The 16,877-nt window shown below is 65.6% G+C and carries 17 protein-coding genes; 4 read left to right on the top strand and 13 right to left on the bottom strand.

Features of this window, described 5'->3' with window-relative positions; translation table 11 throughout:
* Positions 1–22: 22 nt before the first annotated feature.
* The 8 genes from K8U54_RS09570 to K8U54_RS09535 all read right to left on the bottom strand — a co-directional run bounded on the left by K8U54_RS09570 (position 23) and on the right by K8U54_RS09535 (position 6,608).
* Entirely contained in the window at positions 23–1,348 is a 1,326-nt protein-coding gene (locus K8U54_RS09570; protein WP_249909905.1) for a TRAP transporter large permease, read from the bottom strand.
* Positions 1,345–1,860, bottom strand: coding sequence for a TRAP transporter small permease subunit (locus K8U54_RS09565; protein ID WP_249909904.1), 516 nt, complete (start codon positions 1,858–1,860; stop codon positions 1,345–1,347). The genes K8U54_RS09570 and K8U54_RS09565 overlap by 4 nt, the downstream gene beginning before the upstream one ends.
* Positions 1,860–2,969: a TRAP transporter substrate-binding protein gene (locus tag K8U54_RS09560; protein ID WP_249909903.1), complete on the bottom strand. Its 1,110-nt coding sequence runs from the start codon at positions 2,967–2,969 to the stop codon at positions 1,860–1,862. The genes K8U54_RS09565 and K8U54_RS09560 overlap by 1 nt, the downstream gene beginning before the upstream one ends.
* Before the next feature lie 488 nt (positions 2,970–3,457).
* A complete protein-coding gene (locus tag K8U54_RS09555; protein ID WP_249909902.1) occupies positions 3,458–3,904 on the bottom strand; it encodes an Lrp/AsnC family transcriptional regulator in 447 nt (148 codons plus the stop codon).
* Positions 3,905–3,961: 57 nt separating this feature from the next.
* Entirely contained in the window at positions 3,962–4,417 is a 456-nt protein-coding gene (locus tag K8U54_RS09550) for a GNAT family N-acetyltransferase (protein WP_249909901.1), read from the bottom strand.
* Between the two features lie 69 nt (positions 4,418–4,486).
* Positions 4,487–4,951 (bottom strand): hypothetical protein, encoded by a 465-nt coding sequence (locus K8U54_RS09545; RefSeq protein WP_249909900.1) that lies wholly within the window; start codon positions 4,949–4,951, stop codon positions 4,487–4,489.
* A 2-nt stretch (positions 4,952–4,953) separates the two neighbouring features.
* Positions 4,954–5,790, bottom strand: a complete 837-nt coding sequence (locus K8U54_RS09540; RefSeq protein ID WP_249909899.1) for an amino acid ABC transporter permease — start codon at positions 5,788–5,790, stop codon at positions 4,954–4,956.
* Positions 5,787–6,608, bottom strand: coding sequence for an ABC transporter substrate-binding protein (locus K8U54_RS09535; protein ID WP_249909898.1), 822 nt, complete (start codon positions 6,606–6,608; stop codon positions 5,787–5,789). The genes K8U54_RS09540 and K8U54_RS09535 overlap by 4 nt, the downstream gene beginning before the upstream one ends.
* Positions 6,609–6,719: 111 nt before the next feature.
* On the opposite strand from K8U54_RS09535, the gene K8U54_RS09530 reads away from it, so the two are divergent.
* The gene (locus K8U54_RS09530; protein WP_249909897.1) at positions 6,720–7,616 is read left to right on the top strand and encodes a homocysteine S-methyltransferase family protein; all 897 of its coding nucleotides are present in this window, start codon (positions 6,720–6,722) and stop codon (positions 7,614–7,616) included.
* An 83-nt stretch (positions 7,617–7,699) separates the two neighbouring features.
* A complete protein-coding gene (gene glsB, locus K8U54_RS09525) occupies positions 7,700–8,608 on the top strand; it encodes a glutaminase B (protein ID WP_249909896.1) in 909 nt (302 codons plus the stop codon).
* A 38-nt stretch (positions 8,609–8,646) separates the two neighbouring features.
* On the opposite strand, the gene K8U54_RS09520 is transcribed toward glsB, so the two are convergent.
* Complete coding sequence (locus K8U54_RS09520) at positions 8,647–9,633, bottom strand: asparaginase (protein WP_249909895.1); 987 nt, start codon at positions 9,631–9,633, stop codon at positions 8,647–8,649.
* 204 nt (positions 9,634–9,837) lie between these two features.
* Positions 9,838–11,286, bottom strand: a complete 1,449-nt coding sequence (locus K8U54_RS09515) for an alanine/glycine:cation symporter family protein (RefSeq protein ID WP_249909894.1) — start codon at positions 11,284–11,286, stop codon at positions 9,838–9,840.
* A 165-nt stretch (positions 11,287–11,451) separates the two neighbouring features.
* Between K8U54_RS09515 and K8U54_RS09510 the strand changes: the two genes are divergently transcribed.
* Positions 11,452–12,264, top strand: coding sequence for a helix-turn-helix domain-containing protein (locus K8U54_RS09510; RefSeq protein WP_249909893.1), 813 nt, complete (start codon positions 11,452–11,454; stop codon positions 12,262–12,264).
* Positions 12,265–12,453: 189 nt separating this feature from the next.
* Here K8U54_RS09510 and K8U54_RS09505 read toward each other — a convergent pair whose 3' ends face one another.
* The 3 genes from K8U54_RS09505 to K8U54_RS09495 all read right to left on the bottom strand — a co-directional run bounded on the left by K8U54_RS09505 (position 12,454) and on the right by K8U54_RS09495 (position 15,719).
* The gene (locus K8U54_RS09505; RefSeq protein WP_249909892.1) at positions 12,454–13,218 is read right to left on the bottom strand and encodes a substrate-binding periplasmic protein; all 765 of its coding nucleotides are present in this window, start codon (positions 13,216–13,218) and stop codon (positions 12,454–12,456) included.
* A 150-nt stretch (positions 13,219–13,368) separates the two neighbouring features.
* Positions 13,369–14,136, bottom strand: a complete 768-nt coding sequence (locus K8U54_RS09500; RefSeq protein ID WP_249909891.1) for a substrate-binding periplasmic protein — start codon at positions 14,134–14,136, stop codon at positions 13,369–13,371.
* A gap of 125 nt (positions 14,137–14,261) precedes the next feature.
* On the bottom strand, positions 14,262–15,719 hold the full coding sequence (locus tag K8U54_RS09495) for an aspartate ammonia-lyase (protein WP_249909890.1): 1,458 nt from the start codon (positions 15,717–15,719) through the stop codon (positions 14,262–14,264).
* 177 nt (positions 15,720–15,896) lie between these two features.
* Here K8U54_RS09495 and K8U54_RS09490 point away from each other — a divergent pair, with 177 nt between their 5' ends.
* Positions 15,897–16,808, top strand: coding sequence for a LysR substrate-binding domain-containing protein (locus K8U54_RS09490; protein ID WP_249909889.1), 912 nt, complete (start codon positions 15,897–15,899; stop codon positions 16,806–16,808).
* Positions 16,809–16,877 lie beyond the last annotated feature (69 nt).

Genomic DNA, 16,877 nt, shown 5'->3' with positions numbered 1-16,877 from the left:
GGCGCGGCCCGGGTTCGATGTACTACCAACCGATGGCCTCCGGCAGCCAGGTGGCCAGTTGCGGGAAGCAGAACACCACCGCCACGGCGAGCATCTGCAGGAACACGTAAGGCAGCGCGCCGATGTAGATGTCCTTGGTGGTGATCCCCGGCGGCGCCACGCCCTTGAGAAAGAACAGCGCCCAGCCGAAGGGTGGAGTGAGGAAGGACATCTGCAGGTTCAGGGCGACCAGAATGCCCAGCCACACCAGGTCGGTGTCGTAGGCGATGAACACCGGCAGGAACATCGGCAGGGCGATATAGGAAATCTCGATCCACTCGAGGAAGAAGCCGAGCACGAACAGCACCGCCATCAGGAACAGGATCGCCCCCAGCTCGCCACCCGGCAGCAGGGTGAACAGCTCGTGTACCAGGGCTTCGCCACCCAGGCCACGGAAGGCCAGGGAGAAGGGCTGCGAGCAGAGCAGGATCAGGAAGATCATCGCGCTGATGGTCAGGGTGCCGTGCAGCGTGGCCTTGAGCGTCGACCAGCTCAGCCGGCCTGAAAGCGCGGCGATCAGCAGGGCGCCGAGGGCACCCATGGAGGCCGCCTCGGTGGGCGCGGCGACGCCGCCGATGATCGAGCCGAGCACCGCCATCACCAGCAGCAGCGGTGGCAGCACGCTGCGTGCCATGTCCTTGAGCAATTGCTTGCGGCTGGTCAGGGCGCGTTCCTCGGCGGGAATCGCCGGCACCCAATCCGGGCGCAGCCAGCCGAGCAGCAGCATGTAGGCGACGTAGATCAGCGCCAGCACCAGGCTGGGAATGAAGGCCGCGGCGAAGATCGAACCCACCGACTGGCCGAGGATGTCGGCCAGCAGGATCAGCACCAGGCTCGGCGGAATGATCTGCCCCAGGGTGCCGGAGGCGCAGATGGTGCCGCAGGCCACGGTCTTGTTGTAGCCACGGCGCAGCAGCGTGGGCAGGGTCAGCAAACCGATGGTCACCACCGTGGCGCCGACGATACCGGTGGAGGCGCCCAGCAGTACGCCGACCAGAATGATCGCCAGGCCCATGCCGCCGTTCAGACCGCCCATGGCGCGGCCGATGGTGTCGAGCATGTCCTCGGCGACCCGGGATTTCTCCAGCATCACCCCCATGAAGGTGAACAGCGGTATCGCCAGCAGCGTGTAGTTGCTGACCACCCCGAACATGCGCGCCGGCAGCAGAGCGAAGAGCATCGGGCCGAAGCCGACCATGCCGGCGACGAAGCCGGACACGGCCAGGGAAATGGCCACCGGCACCCCCGCCATCATCATGGCGAAGAAACCGAACACCATGGCGATGGCCAGCCATTCGTTGGGGCTCATGCGCGCACCTCCCGAGCGGAGGCGGGCTGCAGCAGCACGCACAACGCGCGCAGGCTATCGGCCACCCCCTGCAAACCGAACAGGCCGAAACCCAGGGGCAGGAAAGCCTTGACCAGAAAGCGATAGGGCAGGCCGCCCGGGTCAGGCGAGCCTTCACCCATGTGGTAGGACTGCAGGGTGTACTTGAACGCCAGGTGGGCGATGTAGAAACCGATGGCCGCGGTGGCGATGCCGCTGAACAGGTCGACGGCAGCCTTGGTCTTCACGCTGAATTTCTCGTAGAGAAAATCCACGCGCACGTCCTGGCGGTGCTTGAGGGTGTAGGCGATGCCGAGCAGGGCGATGGGCGAGATCAGGTACCACTCCAGTTCCTGCAAGGCGACGGGGCTGAAGTCGAACAGGTAGCGCATCAGCACGTCGAACGACACCAGCAGCACCAGCAGCAGTACGCAGGCCCGGGCAAGGGAGCCCAGTGCCTCGACCAGCCCTTCGATGCGAGTGACGAGGGCCATCATGACGCGTCCATCCCGATGTCCATGAACGCCTTCTCGCCGACCGAGGCCCAGGAGATGTACTGCTTGCGGAAGACGAAGAAATGCTCGTAGATCTTCCTGGTCGCTGGATCGCCCGCCGCCATGCTCGACAGGGTGTCGCGGGTGACCTCATGCAGGCGCTTGATGATGTCGCCTGGCAGTGGCCGGGCGATCACCCCCTGGTTGCCCACCAGATCCTGCAGGGCCTCGGCGTTGACCGCGTCGCACCAGGACCAGCTGTCGGTGTTGCAGGCCTGGGCGCAGACCCTCACGATGGCCTGCAGGTCGGCGGGCAGGCTGTCCCAGGCCTGCTTGTTGATGATCAGCTCGGTGACGTTGGTCGGCTCGTGCCAGCCGGTGGTGTAGTAGTTCTTGGCCGCCTTGTGCAGGCCCATGCGGCGATCCTGATAGGGGCCGACGAACTCGGCGGCGTCGATCACCCCACGCTCCAGCGCCGGAAAGATCTCGCCGCCCGGCAGCAGGCGCACGGCCACGCCCAGTTCGCTGTAGACCTTGCCGGCCAGGCCGGCGATACGCATCTTCAGGCCCTTGAGGCTGTCGGCGTTCTCCAGGGGCTGGCGGAACCAGCCGGTCATCTGCGTACCGGTGTTGCCCATGGGCATCGGCACCAGGCCATGGGGCTCGTAGAGTTCTTCCCAGAGCTTCAGGCCGCCACCGTTGTACAGCCAGGCGTTCATGCCCTGGGTGTTCATGCCGAACGGCACGGCGGTGAAGAACTGTGCGGCGGGAATCTTTCCGGCCCAGAAGAAGGCGTTGGCGGCGTTCATTTCCACCATGCCGCTGGCCACCGCGTCGAAGCCCTCCAGTGCCGGGATCAGCTCGCCAGCCGCGAAGTGCTGGATCTTCAGGCGCCCGCCGGACATGTCCTCGACACGTTTGCAGAAGTCGGTGGGGCTGCCCGGGCCCTGCACGTAGAAGGGCGAGCCCGGCGCGTAGGCGTTGGTCATCTTCCAGTTGAAGGTCTTGCTGCTCACCGCGGCACTGGCCACGCCGCTGGCACCCAGTGCCAGGCCCGCGCCGGCTGCAAGGGCGCCGGCGCCAATGAAATTGCGTCGATTGAGGCTCATGGGATTCTCCTGTCGCTCTGGCCATGGCGGCGGGCCTGCGCCTGCCGGATGTAAAGTCGCTGCCAGATGCCTTGAGCAACTGCCATGCCAGGAGAAATTATTTTTAACTCGTTGATCTTGAAGATATTTATTCAAGCTTGAGGTTTTCGCCGGGATGGCTCGGCGCACAAAAAACAAGCGTGACTGCAGGCGCAGCGCTGACGAAACGGCAACCAGAACCCTGATTACTGAACATTTGACAGGTCGCGGCGGTTGCTCAGGTTCATAGCGGTAAGCCGGGGCGCGGTGAGCGGCCGAATGTCAGTTGTGCACCAAAACGCGTCGCCGGCACGCTTTTAACGCAGCCTTAGCCGCTGACGGTAGCCACCGTCGCTGCCGTAACGGCAGCGAGCCGCTCTTGGGGGAGCGCGCGATGCGCGTGAAATCACGGGCTCGGGCTAGGCGTACCTGCCCGCTCCCACAGGGTTCGATGAACGACGGTTTCCGGCTTACAGCCGGGCACCGCCACGGCGATGCTTGACCCGGGTCATCAGCGCCTTGCAATCCACCGTGAGGATCTCCGGGTGGTTGAAGATGTGCTGGCGCACGAAGGCGTCGAAGGTCTCGTAACTGTCGGTCAGGGTGTGGATATGCAGGCTTTTCAGGTCGCTCATGATGTACAGGCTGACCACTTCGCGGGTGGCCGAGAGCCGTTCGGCGACCGCCTCGATGGCGTGGGGGGCCACGGTCAGGTCGACGAAGGTGGAGATGCCCTTGCCGAGTTTCTCCGGGTTGACCACCGCGGTGAATTTCTCGATCACCCCGGTCTCCACCAGCGCCTGTACCCGGCTACGGGCGTGGGCGCGGGAAATGTTCAACTGGCGGGCGATATCGGCGAAGGAGGTGCGTGAATCCTTGATCAGGATATTCAGCAGCGCATTGTCGAGTTTGTTCATGGCTCACTCTGTCGGTGGTTGAGCCGACAGAGATGCGGATTGTGTGCCAGCCGTCGCTCAGAGCAGCTTGCGGTACTGCTCGAAGCCCGAGCGTTCGCCGATGCGCTCGTAGAGCAGCTTGGCCTTGGCGTTGGTTTCGTGGGTCAGCCAGTGCACCCGTGAGCAGCCGGCTTGTGCGGCCTCGGCGTAGACGTGTTCGATCAGCTGGCGGCCGATTCCGTTGCCGCGCACGTCCTTGCCGATGAACAGGTCCTGCAGGTAGCAGTAGTCGCCGGTGGTCCAGCAGGAGCGATGGTAGATCCAGTGCACCAGGCCGATGGCCTCGCCGTCGCGCCAGGCCAGGGCGGCGAACATCGGCTCGCTTGGTTCGAGAAAGCGCTGCCAGGTCAGGTCGCTGGTCGCGGTATCGATCTCGGTCATGTAGAAGCGCTGGTAGCCCTGCCAGAGCGGCAGCCAGGCGGCATGGTCGGCGGCGCTGACAGCGCGGATGTCCACGGGAATGCGAACGGTCATCGGCAGGTCTCCTGAAAGTCGGTCGAGGGTCATCCTGCGTGGTGGCGCCGCTCACCGCAAGCGCGTGGCTCAGCAGATGACCAACTGCCCGTTCGGCCATTCGCCGTCCCAGCCGCAGGGGACATGCCCGGCCTCGTAGACCTGGACCAGGCTGTCGAAGAACAGCGGCTGCAGCAGCGCGTCGCGGTAGGCGGCCTCCATCAGGTAGGCGTGCAGGATCCACTGCAGGTCGGCGAGGGTGGCGTTATCGGCGAGGGTGACCGGCAATTTCTGCCACAGTGGTTGCAGCGCCGCCTTGGCCTGGCCGGCCAGTTCGTTCCAGCGCTGATACTGGCCCGGATGCAGCCGCGCCAGGCGCCCGGTGATGGCGTTGCGCGCCTCCAGCGTGGTGGCTTCCCAGGCGTCGCTGGCCAGCGACGAGCCCAGCTCGCCTCGGTCGATCTGGCGCACGCCAGGCAGCGATGAGGCTTTGCCGATGTTGGCGAACCAGTCGATGCGCAGCAGGCGCTCGATGGCGGCGGCGGGTATCTGCATGCTCATCGTCCGTTCAGGTAGGCCTTGCCATAGTGCCGCTCCAGGCGCGCCTGGATCAGCTCCAGGCCGATCGACAGCAGCCAGTAGATCACCGCCGCGGTGGTCAGCATCTCGATGTAGCGGTACGACGAGCGGCCGTAGGACTGGGCCAGGAACATCACCTCCCAGACGCCCATCACCGAGATCAGCGACGAGTCCTTGAGCATCGAGATGAACTGGCTGGTGGTCGGTGGGATGATGGTGCGCATCGCCTGGGGCAGGGTCACCCGCCAGAAGATCACCACCGGCTTGAGGCCCAGGGCCAGGGACGCCTCGCGCTGGCCGGGCGGCACGCCGAGCAGGCCGGCGCGGAAGATCTCGCTCAGGTAGGCGCCGTAGTTCAGCGACAGGGCGATGATCCCGGCGGTGATCGCACCGGGTACCAGGCCCAGCTGCGGCAGGCCCAGGTAGATCAGCAGGATCTGGATCAGCAGCGGCGTGCCGCGAAAGAACGAGGCGTAGAAGCTGGCGATGCCAAAGGCCACGGCGCTTTTCGACAGGCGTGCCAGGGCGGTGACGAAGCCCAGCGCCAGGGACGCCCAGATCGAGCAGAAGCACAGGAACAGGGTCAGCGCCGCGCCCTGCAGGAAGCCATTGGGCGCCAGGCTGGTGCCGAGCAGGTTGGGCAGCTTGTCGAGGATGATCGAGAACTTCAGGTCGAAGCTCAGGAAGAACGCCACGCACAGGGCGAACAGGGTCGCCCAGGTAAGGTACAGGCGAGTGCGAAAGCCGAACAGGCGCTGCAGCAACGACTCGCCCGCCTGGGGCGGCGGGCGAGGGGGTTCAGGTGGCGGCGTCATTGGCTGATATCGGAACCGATCCACTTCTTGGAGATGGCCGCCAGGGTACCGTCCTGGCGCAGCTCGGCGAACACGCGCTCGACCTTGGCGCGCCACTCGGCGTCATCTTTCTCGATGGCCACGGCGTTCGGCTCGGCGTACAGCGCGTCGCCGGCCAGCTTGAAGCGCTTGTCCTGGTCGATGCGCGGCTGGGCGGTCACCAGGTTGGTGAGGATCGCGTCCAGGCGCACGCCGGCACCCAGGGCCAGGTCATGGAAGGCCACGGTGTCGTTGTCGTAGGGCGCGACCTGTACGGCGTCGAAGGGGTAGACCAGCGGCTTGTCTTCGGCGCCTTCGATGACCAGGTCCTTGTTCAGGTAGCCCTCGTAGGAGGAGGCGCTGGTGACGCCGACCTTGAGGCCGGACAGGTCCTTGGCCGAGTGGATGCGCTCGTCGCTGGCGTTGACCACGATCACCGCCGGGGAGGCGTAATAGGTCACCGGGAAGTCGAACACCTGGGCGCGCGCCTGGCTGGGCGTCATCGAGCAGATGCAGATGTCGTAGCGGCCGTTCCAGCGGCCGGCGGCGATCACGTCCCAGGACGGCGTTTCCAGGCGCAGCCTGACGCCCAGCTTGTCGGCCACGGCCTTGGCGACATCGACGTCGAAGCCGTCGAGCTGGTTCTGGTCATTGAGAAAGGAGAACGGCGGGTAGTTCTCCATCAGCACGTTGACCAGCTCGCCATTCTTCTCGATGCGATCGAGGGTGGGGCCGGCCAGGGCCAGGTTGCAGACGGCGGCGAGGGTCAGGCCGAGGGCGGCGAGCAGGGTGGCTTTCACGGAAATCCTTGGGCGCGAAAAAGGTTGTGAGCGGCAATTCGGGCGTATTAAATAGTTATAAACATCGGCATCCAAATGAATTGAATGCATATAGATATGACTGGAGCTTATATGAGCGAGCGATCTCTGATTCTGCTGGACGGCGGCATGGGCCGGGAGCTGCAGCGCCGCGGCGCGCCGTTTCGCCAGCCGGAGTGGTCGGCCCTGGCCTTGACCGAGGCGCCGGAGCAGGTGGAAGCCGTGCACGCCGCCTATATCGCCAGCGGCAGCCAGGTGATCACCAGCAACAGCTACGCCGTGGTGCCCTTTCATATCGGTGAACAGCGCTTCGCCGCCGAAGGCCGCGCCCTGGCCGAACGCGCCGGGCAATTGGCCCGCAGTGCGGCGAACAAGGCCGGCGGTGGAGCCCGGGTCGCCGGCTCGCTGCCGCCGCTGTTCGGCTCCTACCGACCGGACCTGTTCCAGCCCGCGCGCGTGGCCGAAGTGCTGACCCCGCTGCTCGATGGCCTGGCGCCCCACGTCGACCTGTGGCTGGCGGAAACCCAGAGCGCCATCGCCGAGGCGCGGGCCATTCACGCCCACCTGCCAAAGGACGGCAAGCCGTTCTGGCTGTCCTTCACCCTGCGCGACGAGGATGTCGACGAGGTGCCACGGCTGCGCTCCGGCGAGCCGGTGGCCGAGGCGGCCCGCGCGGCCGCCGAGCTGGGCGTCGAGGTGCTGCTGTTCAACTGCAGCCAGCCGGAGGTGATCGGCGCGGCCATCGACGCGGCCCGCGACACCTTCGCCAGCCTGGGTGTGAATGTGGCCATCGGCGCCTACGCCAACGCCTTCCCGCCGCAACCGCAGGAAGCCACCGCCAACGATGGCCTCGACCCGCTGCGCGAGGACCTCGACCCGCCCGGCTATCTGCGCTGGGTCGCCGACTGGCGCGCGCGCGGGGCCAGCCACCTGGGCGGTTGCTGCGGCATCGGCCCGGAGCATATCGCGATCCTGGCACAGCGCCTCTGAACGTCGCTGTGCTTTGCGGGTCAGTCGTGGCGTCTATGGCTGATTGAGCCCGGCAGCCGCCGGGCCGGATTGCGAGCGTGTCCATGCAAGCGTTGTTGAATGAAATCCTCGACCAGGTTCGCCCGCTGATTGGTCAGGGCAAGGTCGCCAGCTATATCCCGGCCCTGGCCGAGGTCTCGGCGAACCAGCTGGGTATCGCCGTCTACGGTAACGACGGTGAGCTGTTCACCGCCGGTGATGCGCATACGCCGTTCTCGATCCAGAGCATCTCCAAGGTGTTCAGCCTGGTGCAGGCCATCCAGCATTCCGGCGAGAGCATCTGGGAGCGCCTGGGCCACGAGCCGTCGGGCCAACCGTTCAATTCCCTGTTGCAGCTGGAGCTGGAAAACGGCCGGCCACGCAACCCGTTCATCAATGCCGGCGCGCTGGTGATCAGTGACATCAACCAGTCGCGCTTCGCCGCCCCGGCGCTGTCGATGCGCGACTTCGTGCGGCGTTTGTCGGGCAACCCCCACGTGCTGATCGACCGGCATATCGCCGACTCCGAATACCAGCACCGCGCGCGCAACGCGGCCATGGCCTACCTGATGCAGTCGTTCGGCAACTTTCACAACGATGTCGAGATGGTGCTGCGCAATTACTTCAGCTACTGCGCCCTGAGCATGAGTTGCGTGGACCTGGTCAAGGCGTTCTGCTTCCTGGCTCGCGACGGATTCTGCAAGCACAGCGGCGAGCAGATCCTCAGCGCCCGGCAGACCCAGCAGGTCAACTCGATCATGGCCACCAGCGGGCTGTACGACGAGGCCGGCAACTTCGCCTACCGCGTCGGCCTGCCGGGCAAGAGCGGCGTCGGTGGCGGCATCGTCGCCATCGTGCCGGGGCAGTACACCATCTGCGTGTGGTCGCCGGAGCTCAACAAGGCGGGCAATTCCCTGGCGGGAATGGCGGCCCTGGAAGTGCTCAGCGAGCGGATCGGCTGGTCGGTGTTCTGAGCGAGCGGGATCGAAGCACACTTCGATCCCGGCGGGTATTACTCCACACGCTCACCACACAGGTCGAGGCTGAACAGACGCTCCACCTCGTCCTGCGCCAGGCCGGCCCCGAGCAGGGCGAACAGCTTGCCCAGGGCTGCCTCGCGGGTCATGCCGCCCGCCGAGATCAGCCCTGCCGAAGCCAGCTGGCTGCCGGCGGCGTAGACGCCGAACTCCACGTGCCCGCGTGCGCACTGGCTGATCGCCGCCAGCACCACGCCGCGGCCGTGGGCCTCGCGCAGCACGTCGAGCAGTTCGGCGTTGTCCGACGGCCCGGTGCCGCTGCCGTAGCATTCCAGCACCAGGCCCTGCACGCCGCTGTCCAGCAGGGCGCGCAGGTGGCTGGCGCGCAGGCCCGGCACCAGCGGCAGGGCGAGCAGGTTGACCGCCTGGCGGCTCTGGCGGAAGTCGATGTGCGCGGGCAGTTCGGCCAGGCGCTCGCCCTGACGCAGGCGGGGCACCACCTGGAAGGCATCGAAGGCGTCGCTGCTCAGCTTGCTGACCCGGGCGCCATGCATCAGGGCACCGTTGAAGTACAGGTGTACGCCCGCCACCACGCCGTCGTGCAGGGCCTGCATGGCACCGAACAGGTTGGGCCAGGCGTCGCTGTTCTCGGCGCCTGCCGGCAGCATCGAGCCGGTCAGCACCACCGGCGCCGGCAGACCCAGCAACAGGAAGCTCAGGGCGGCGGCGCTGTAGGCCAGGGTGTCGGTGCCGTGCAGCACCAGCACGCCGTCGCAGCCGTCCTGAATGCCCTGGCGGATCGCCGCGACCATCGCCAGCCAGTTGGCCTGGCTCATGTTGGCGCTGTCGATGGGCGGCAGCAGCTCGCGGAATACCCAGGTCGGCACCTGTTCGCGCTGCTCGGTCTGCTGCGCACGCAGGCGTGCCTCGAAACCGGAGGCAGGGGCCAGGCCGCTGGCGCTGGCCTGCATACCGATGGTGCCGCCGGTATACAGCACGAGGAGTTTTTGTACGGCAGGCATGCCTTTTTCCTTATTGAAAGAATGGGTATGGAAAGGGGGCAGGATACATCCGATCGCCGCTCATGAAGACTGCGAAGCAATCCCCAGGCCAAGCCGATCCCGGCTCGCTCGTCATCGGGCAAGGGCAGCGGCAGCAAAGGGGAGCCGCCAGCGGGCGGCGGGATCGGGTGACGCCAGGCGCGTCACCCGATCAGGCAGGACGACTCAGCGCTGAGTCGGCAGCAGGTCCGGCGCGCTCTGCGGTTGAGCGTCAGCGGTCGCCTTGGCGGTCGGCCAGGAGGCGCGATCGAGATCCAGGTCAGCGAACTTGGAGCCGTCGAACACCGGCTGAGCGATGCCGGCCTTGCGCTGTTCGTCGTAGTCCTTCATGACCCGCAGGCCGACCTTGATCAGCATGGCCAGGGCCGTCAGGTTGACGAACGCCAGGCAGGTCATGGTGATGTCGGCGAAGGCGAACACGGTGCCCAGGTTCTGCATCGAGCCCCAGCAGATCAGCGCCAGCACCAGGCCACGGTAGGTCAGCAGGGCGACCTTGCTGCGGCCGACCAGGAACTGCAGGGCGTTCTCGCCAAGGTAGTAGTTGTAGAGGATGCAGGTGAACACGAACAGGCTCAGGGCGACGCTGATGAAGGTGCGACCCCAGTCACCGACCACGGCGGCCAGGGAGTTCTGGGTCAGGACGATGCCGTCACCCTCGAAGCCCGGGGTGTAGAAGCCCGACAGCAGAATCAGCAGCGCGGTGCAGGTGCAGATCACGAAGGTGTCGAGGAACACGCTGAACGCCTGCACCACGCCCTGGGCGGCCGGGTGCCTGACCGAGGCCACGGCGGCCACGTTCGGTGCGCTGCCCAGGCCGGCTTCGTTGGCGAACACGCCACGCTTCACGCCCATCACGATGGCGCTGCCCAGCAGGCCGGCGAACGCGGGCTCGAGGCCGAAGGCGCTCTTGACGATGGTCGCCAGCATGTCCGGCACCAGCTCGATCTGGCTGATGATCACGTACACGGTGACGGCGATGTAGGCCAGGGTCTTGACCGGTACCAGCAGGTCGGACACCGAGGCGATGCGCTTGATGCCACCGATGAACACCAGGCCCAGCAGCACGGCCAGGGCGATGCCGCTGTATTGCACCGGGATGTCGAAGGCGTTTTGCAGCGAGTGAGTCACGGTGAACGACTGCAGGCCGTTGAAGGCGAAGCCGTAGGTGACCAGCAGCAGCACGGCGAAGGTCATCGCCATCCAGCGCAGCTTCAGGCCATGCTGGATGTAGTAGGCCGGGCCGCCGCGGTACAGGCCGTCGCCGTCGCTGCGCTTGTAGACCTGGGCCAGGGTACATTCGAAGAAGCTGCTGGACATGCCGAACAGGGCCGTCACCCACATCCAGAACACGGCGCCCGGGCCGCCGAGGGTCACGGCGATGCCGACACCGGCGATGTTACCCGCGCCAACCCGGCCGGCGAGGCTGAGCATCAGGGCCTGGAACGAGCTGAGCTGGCCACCACTGCTGCGCAGCGATTCCTTGAATACGCTGAACATGTGGATGAAATGGCGGAACTGGACGAAGCGCGAGCGCAGGGTGAAGTAACTACCCAGGCCGACGATAAGCACGATCAACACTTTCCCGGAAAGGAAGTCGTTCAATACTTCGAGCATGATGAGAATCCTCGATTCTTATTGTGATTGTTCGCAGGCGAACGCTGACGCGAGATGCGGTGGCTAATGTTTGAGCAAGGTGGCCACCGGAACAATTTCGCGGGTCGATCCTAGGTGACGCGACCTGATGCTATACTGGCGTCACTCGCATCATCTGAGCCGCTCATGTCCAGTCACCTCGGTGAGAATCTCCGGCTGCTGTGCAGCCACTACCGCTCGATTGCGGAGGTGTGCCGCAAGGTCGGCATCAATCGCGCCCAGTTCAACAAGTATCTGGCGGGAGAGAGCCAGCCCACGGCCTATAACCTCAAGCGGATCGGGGATTTCTTCGGCGTCGAGGGTTACGAACTGGGCCTGCCGGGCGATCAGTTCGCCCGGCTGATCGGCGCCCGTGGCACGCAGATCGGCGCGCCTGCCGAGCAGGATCCGTTACACGCATTGTTACAGCCACTGCGTGAAAACTCCGGTGACCTGTCGCGTTATTGCGGGTATTACTTCGAGTACGCCAACTGCATGTCGGTGCCGGGCACCATCCTGCTGTCGCTGGTGCATGTGCGCGAGGAGGGTGGCAATTTCCTGTTCGAGCGCCAGGAGCGTCAGGTGCTGTCCACCGGCGGGCTGGCCGAGGACTCGGCGCGCTGTCGCTACCTGGGCGCCGCCTTCCAGTTGCAGGACCGCTTGTTTCTCATCGACTACGAGTCGCTGACCGTCAACGAGATGAGCCAGACCATCCTGATTCCCAGCTTCAAGAGCCGCATCACCCGTCTCAACGGCCTGAAGACCGGGGTGTCCAGCGGCGACCGCCGTACGCCGGCCTGCACCCGGGTGGTATGGGAGTTTCTCGGTACCGAGATCAACCGCATCAGCACCTACCGCCAGGTGATGCTCTACCAGCCGGACGACCCGCGCATCGACGAGGACATCCGCCAGCGCCTGGCCCAGGCGCCGGTTCGTGAGGGGTTGTTCGAGGTGGAGTGAGTAGAGTGTGACGACCTAATGGACGGCTGCTTCAAGGCAAGAGCGGTCGTTGGTGCATTACCTGTGGGAGCGGGCGGGGACGCCCAGGCCATGCCCGCGAATTTTCGCGCGCACGGCGCGCTCCCACAGTGGATCGGCGAACGGCTGCTCATAGCCTTCATCTGTAAAGGCATGGCCGTGCTGCCGCTATCAGCACAGCTCCGGGTGTTTGCCGCAGGTGCCGTAGCCTTCGTTCTTCATCTGCTCCAGCGCCTGTTGCAGGCGGCTGACCACTTCGTCCGGGGTCTCGAGGTTGAGCGCCAGGTACATGTCCGAGCGATCGACGATCAGCACCGTGCGCAGCCCGCTGACGCCGGCCTGGTTGGCGTGATAGCGCCACACCGGGTCGGTGGTGGCCCACAGGTCGATCTTGCCGCCGGTGAGCTTGGCGATATTCTCCTGGTCACGCAGGGCATTGCTCGGTTGCAGACCCGCCCGCTCCAGGGCCTGGCTGACCGCGCCGTCCTTGTAGCTGCCGATGCGGTACTGGCGCGCCTGATCGAGGCTCGCCAGGTTGCCGATCTTCGGGTCGGCCGCCACCAGCACGCCCTCGACCTTGGCGATCGGGCCCACCCACTTGAACAGTGGCCGGCGCGCCTCGCTCATGGACGTGGAGAACAGGCCGTAGTTGGCATGGGCCAGGGTGTCGTCGTACACGCGGCTCCACGGGAAGCGCAGGGTCATGGTGTAGTCGATGCCGGCGCGCTTGAACATCTCGCGCACGATGGTGGTGCTGACGCCCTGGATATTGGCATCGCGGGCGAAATTCTTGTTCTGCTCGGCCATGTTGAAGGGCGGGAAGTTTTCGGTCTGCAGCACCACCTTGTAGTCAGGCGGCAACTCGGCCTGGGCAGGCAGGGCGAACAGGCTGGAAACGGCAAGCAGGCCGGCAAACCATGCGGCGTTGACACTCATTGGAACGACTCCTTGTTAGGCCGCTGCCCTTTTAGCGTGCCGCCGCGTAAACGGCAATGAGTCGTGATGAGCAGAGCCCCAGACTGTGAACCGGTCTGGGGCTTTTGCAGGCCGCGGCCGTTCCAGAGTGCGGGCCGAGGCGTTCGCGGCTCAGCACAGTTCCGGATGCTTGTTGCAGGTGCCGTAGCCCTCGGTCTTCATCTGGTCCAGCGCCTGTTGCAGGCGCGAGACGACTTCGTCCGGGGTATCGAGGTTGAGCGCCAGGTAGAGGTCGGCGCGGTCGAAGGTCAACACGTTGCGCAGGCCGGTGACGCCTGCCTGGCGAGCCTGGTAGCGCCACACCGGGTCGGTGGTGCCCCACAGGTCGATCTTGCCACCGGTGAGCTTGGCGATGTTCTCCTGGTCGCGCAGGGCGTTGTTCGGCTGCAGCCCGGCCTTTTCCAGGGCCTGGGCGGCGGCGCTGTCCTTGTAGCTGCCGATGCGGTACTGGCGCGCCTGCTCGAGGCTCGTCAGGTTGGGAATGGCGGAGCCGGGCGCAGCGAGCAGCACGCGCTCGACCTTGGCGATCGGGCCGACCCACTTGAACAGCGGGCGCCGCGCCTCGTTCATCGAGGTGGAGAACAGGCCATGGTTGGCGTTGGCCAGGGTGGCATCGTAGACCCGGCTCCAGGGGAAACGCAGGGTCAGGGTGTAGTCGATGCCGGCGCGCTTGAACATCTCGCGCACGATGGTGGTGCTGACGCCCTGGATGTTGGCGTCACGGGCGAAGTTCTTGTCGTTGTCGGCCATGTTGAACGGCGGAAAGTTTTCCGTTTGTAACACAACCTGGTAGCCGGCCGGCAATTCGGCCTGGGCGGGGAGTGCGACGGCACCTGTAAGGGACAGCAAGCACAGCAGCCATGCGGTTTTGACGGTCATGGGGCGACTTCTCTTTATTAGGACTGCTGCCCTTTTAGCCTGCGCGCAGGCAAACGGCAATCGGTCCTTGGATAAAGCCAAGCCCCGTAGCGCTGAGCGGTACGGGGCTTCGGGTCTGTAGGCGCTTAGCGCTGCTGCTCGACGGCCTCTTTGACCGGTGGGGTGAGGGGCTTGAGCTGGTGGGGGGCGATCATGTTTTCCGGGCGCAGGATCTCGGCCAGGGTGCTGTCGTCCAGCAGCTGCTCTTCACGTACCAGTTCCAGCACGCCGCGGCCGCTGACCAGGGCGTCCTTGGCGATACGGGTGGAGTTCTCGTAGCCGATGTAGGGGTTCAGCGCGGTGATCAGGCCGATGGAGTTTTCCATCAACGCGCGGCAGTGGGCTTCGTTGGCGGTGATGCCGTTGATGCAATGCTCGCGCAGCATGTCCATGGCGCGCTGCAGCAGGCGGATCGAGTCGAAGATCTTGTAGGCGATCAGCGGCTCCATCACGTTGAGCTGCAGCTGGCCGCCTTCGGCTGCCATGGTCAGCGCCAGGTCGTTGCCGATGATCTCGAAGGCCACCTGGTTGACCGCTTCCGGGATCACCGGGTTGACCTTGCCGGGCATGATCGAGCTGCCCGGCTGACGCGCCGGCAGGTTGATCTCGTTGATGCCGGTGCGCGGGCCGCTGGACAGCAGACGCAGGTCGTTGCAGATCTTCGACAGCTTGACCGCGGTGCGCTTGAGCATGCCGGAGAACAGCACGAAGGCGCCCATGTCGGAGGTGGCTTCGATCAGGTCGGCAGCCGGCACCAGCGGCTGGCCGCTGATCAGGGCCAGGCGCTGCACGGCCAGGTGCTGGTAGCCGGGGTCGGCGTTGATGCCGGTACCGATGGCGGTACCGCCCAGGTTCACTTCGGTGAGCAGTTCCGGCGCCAGGCTGCGCAGGCGTGCCAGGTCTTCACCGAGGGTGGTGGCGAAGGCGCGGAATTCCTGGCCGAGGGTCATCGGCACGGCGTCCTGCAGCTGGGTGCGGCCCATCTTCAGGACGTGGGCGAATTCTTCGCCCTTGGCCGCGAACGACTGGATCAGGCTGTCGAGGCTGGCCAGCAGGGTGTCGTGGCCGAGCAGCAGGCCCAGGCGAATGGCGGTCGGGTAGGCGTCGTTGGTCGACTGCGCCATGTTCACGTCGTTGTTCGGATGCAGATGCTTGTATTCACCCTTGGCATGGCCCATGGCTTCCAGGGCGATGTTGGCGATCACCTCGTTGGCGTTCATGTTGGTCGAGGTGCCGGCACCACCCTGAATCATGTCCACCACGAACTGCTCGTGGAAATCGCCGCGGATGATGCGCGCACAGGCTTCGCTGATCGCCGCGTGTTTTGCAGCGGGCAGGTGGCCCAGCTCACGGTTGGCGTCGGCGGCGGCCTGCTTGACCATGGCCAGGGCCACCACCAGTTTCGGGTAGTGGGCCAGGGGCACGCCGGAGAGGCGGAAGTTGTTCAGCGCACGCAGTGTCTGGATGCCGTAATAGGCTTCTGCCGGGACTTCGAGGGTGCCGAGCAGGTCTTTTTCGACGCGGAACGATGCAGCAGCGGACATGATGTCTGGATTCTCGTAAAGGCGCGGAAGATGCCGCGATGGGCCAAATGGTAAGGGCTGGAGGACTGTGGCGGCCAATGCTGTTGTTTGCTGGCCTATGCATAATCGGCATAATGTGGTCGTGACCAATCCTTTGCACCAAGCGTGTGCATCGCGCTGTGCGAGTCGAGGACGCCCATGAACCTGGAAACCAAATGGCTGGAAGACTTCGTCACCCTGGCCGCCACCCGCAGCTTTTCGGCCGCGGCGCAAAAGCGTTTCGTGACCCAGCCGGCGTTCAGCCGCCGCATCCAGAGTCTCGAGGCGGCGCTTGGCCTGACCCTGGTCAACCGCTCGCGCACACCGGTCGAGCTGACCGAGTCCGGCCAGCTGTTCCTGCTCACCGCGCGCAGCATGGTCGAGCAGCTGGGGGAGGTGGTGCGCCACCTGCATCATCTCGAGGGGCAGCAGGGCGAGGCCCTGCAGATCGCCGCCGCCCACTCCCTGGTGTTCGGCTTCTTCCCGGAGTGGATCGCCCGCCTGCGTCGTGACGGCCTGCCGCTGACCACCCGGCTGGTGGCGACCAACGTCGGTGAGGCGGTGCATTCGCTGCGCGAAGGCACCTGCGACCTGATCCTTGCCTACCACGACCAGGACGCCGCCGTGCAGCTGGCCCCCGATCTGTTTCCCTCGCTGCCCCTGGGCGTCAGCGAGATGCTGCCGGTGTGCGCCGTCGACGAGCAGGGCGCGCCGCTCTTCGACCTGGACTCTGGGCAGAGCGTGCCGCTGCTGGCCTACAGCGCCGGCACCTACCTGGGCCGTTCGGTGAACCTGCTGCTGCGTCAGCGCGCGCTGCGTTCCACCACCGTGCATGAAACGGCCATGGCCGACAGCCTCAAGGCCATGGCCCTGCAAGGCCTGGGCGTGGCCTGGGTGCCACGGCTGTCGATGAACGCCGAGCTGGCGCGGGGCGAACTGGTGATCTGCGGCAAGGAGCACTGGCATATCCCGCTGGAAATCCGCCTGTACCGCTGGAGCATGTCGCGCAAGGCGGCGGTGCGCCTGTTGTGGCGCAAGCTGGAAGGTGGCGTGGGACGGGAGGAGGGTTAGGGTGTGCCCTGGTGGTCGCCGTGATGGATATCCATCTGTGGGGGCGGGCGGGGACGCCCAGTCCATGCC

The sequence above is a fragment of the Pseudomonas fulva genome (genome assembly GCF_023517795.1).
GTDB lineage: Bacteria > Pseudomonadota > Gammaproteobacteria > Pseudomonadales > Pseudomonadaceae > Aquipseudomonas > Aquipseudomonas fulva_D.
Note: the sequence above shows the minus strand (reverse complement) of the source record. Positions and strands in the feature narration are given on the sequence as shown.

Excerpts from the sequence above, each read along its gene's own strand:
- K8U54_RS09570 (WP_249909905.1), bottom strand. The coding sequence starts at position 1,348 with ATGAGCCCCAACGAATGGCTGGCCATCGCCATGGTGTTCGGTTTCTTC.
- K8U54_RS09565 (WP_249909904.1), bottom strand. The coding sequence starts at position 1,860 with ATGGCCCTCGTCACTCGCATCGAAGGGCTGGTCGAGGCACTGGGCTCC.
- K8U54_RS09560 (WP_249909903.1), bottom strand. The coding sequence starts at position 2,969 with ATGAGCCTCAATCGACGCAATTTCATTGGCGCCGGCGCCCTTGCAGCC.
- K8U54_RS09555 (WP_249909902.1), bottom strand. The coding sequence starts at position 3,904 with ATGAACAAACTCGACAATGCGCTGCTGAATATCCTGATCAAGGATTCA.
- K8U54_RS09550 (WP_249909901.1), bottom strand. The coding sequence starts at position 4,417 with ATGACCGTTCGCATTCCCGTGGACATCCGCGCTGTCAGCGCCGCCGAC.
- K8U54_RS09545 (WP_249909900.1), bottom strand. The coding sequence starts at position 4,951 with ATGCAGATACCCGCCGCCGCCATCGAGCGCCTGCTGCGCATCGACTGG.
- K8U54_RS09540 (WP_249909899.1), bottom strand. The coding sequence starts at position 5,790 with ATGACGCCGCCACCTGAACCCCCTCGCCCGCCGCCCCAGGCGGGCGAG.
- K8U54_RS09530 (WP_249909897.1), top strand. The coding sequence starts at position 6,720 with ATGAGCGAGCGATCTCTGATTCTGCTGGACGGCGGCATGGGCCGGGAG.
- glsB (WP_249909896.1), top strand. The coding sequence starts at position 7,700 with ATGCAAGCGTTGTTGAATGAAATCCTCGACCAGGTTCGCCCGCTGATT.
- K8U54_RS09520 (WP_249909895.1), bottom strand. The coding sequence starts at position 9,633 with ATGCCTGCCGTACAAAAACTCCTCGTGCTGTATACCGGCGGCACCATC.
- K8U54_RS09515 (WP_249909894.1), bottom strand. The coding sequence starts at position 11,286 with ATGCTCGAAGTATTGAACGACTTCCTTTCCGGGAAAGTGTTGATCGTG.
- K8U54_RS09510 (WP_249909893.1), top strand. The coding sequence starts at position 11,452 with ATGTCCAGTCACCTCGGTGAGAATCTCCGGCTGCTGTGCAGCCACTAC.
- K8U54_RS09505 (WP_249909892.1), bottom strand. The coding sequence starts at position 13,218 with ATGAGTGTCAACGCCGCATGGTTTGCCGGCCTGCTTGCCGTTTCCAGC.
- K8U54_RS09500 (WP_249909891.1), bottom strand. The coding sequence starts at position 14,136 with ATGACCGTCAAAACCGCATGGCTGCTGTGCTTGCTGTCCCTTACAGGT.
- K8U54_RS09495 (WP_249909890.1), bottom strand. The coding sequence starts at position 15,719 with ATGTCCGCTGCTGCATCGTTCCGCGTCGAAAAAGACCTGCTCGGCACC.
- K8U54_RS09490 (WP_249909889.1), top strand. The coding sequence starts at position 15,897 with ATGAACCTGGAAACCAAATGGCTGGAAGACTTCGTCACCCTGGCCGCC.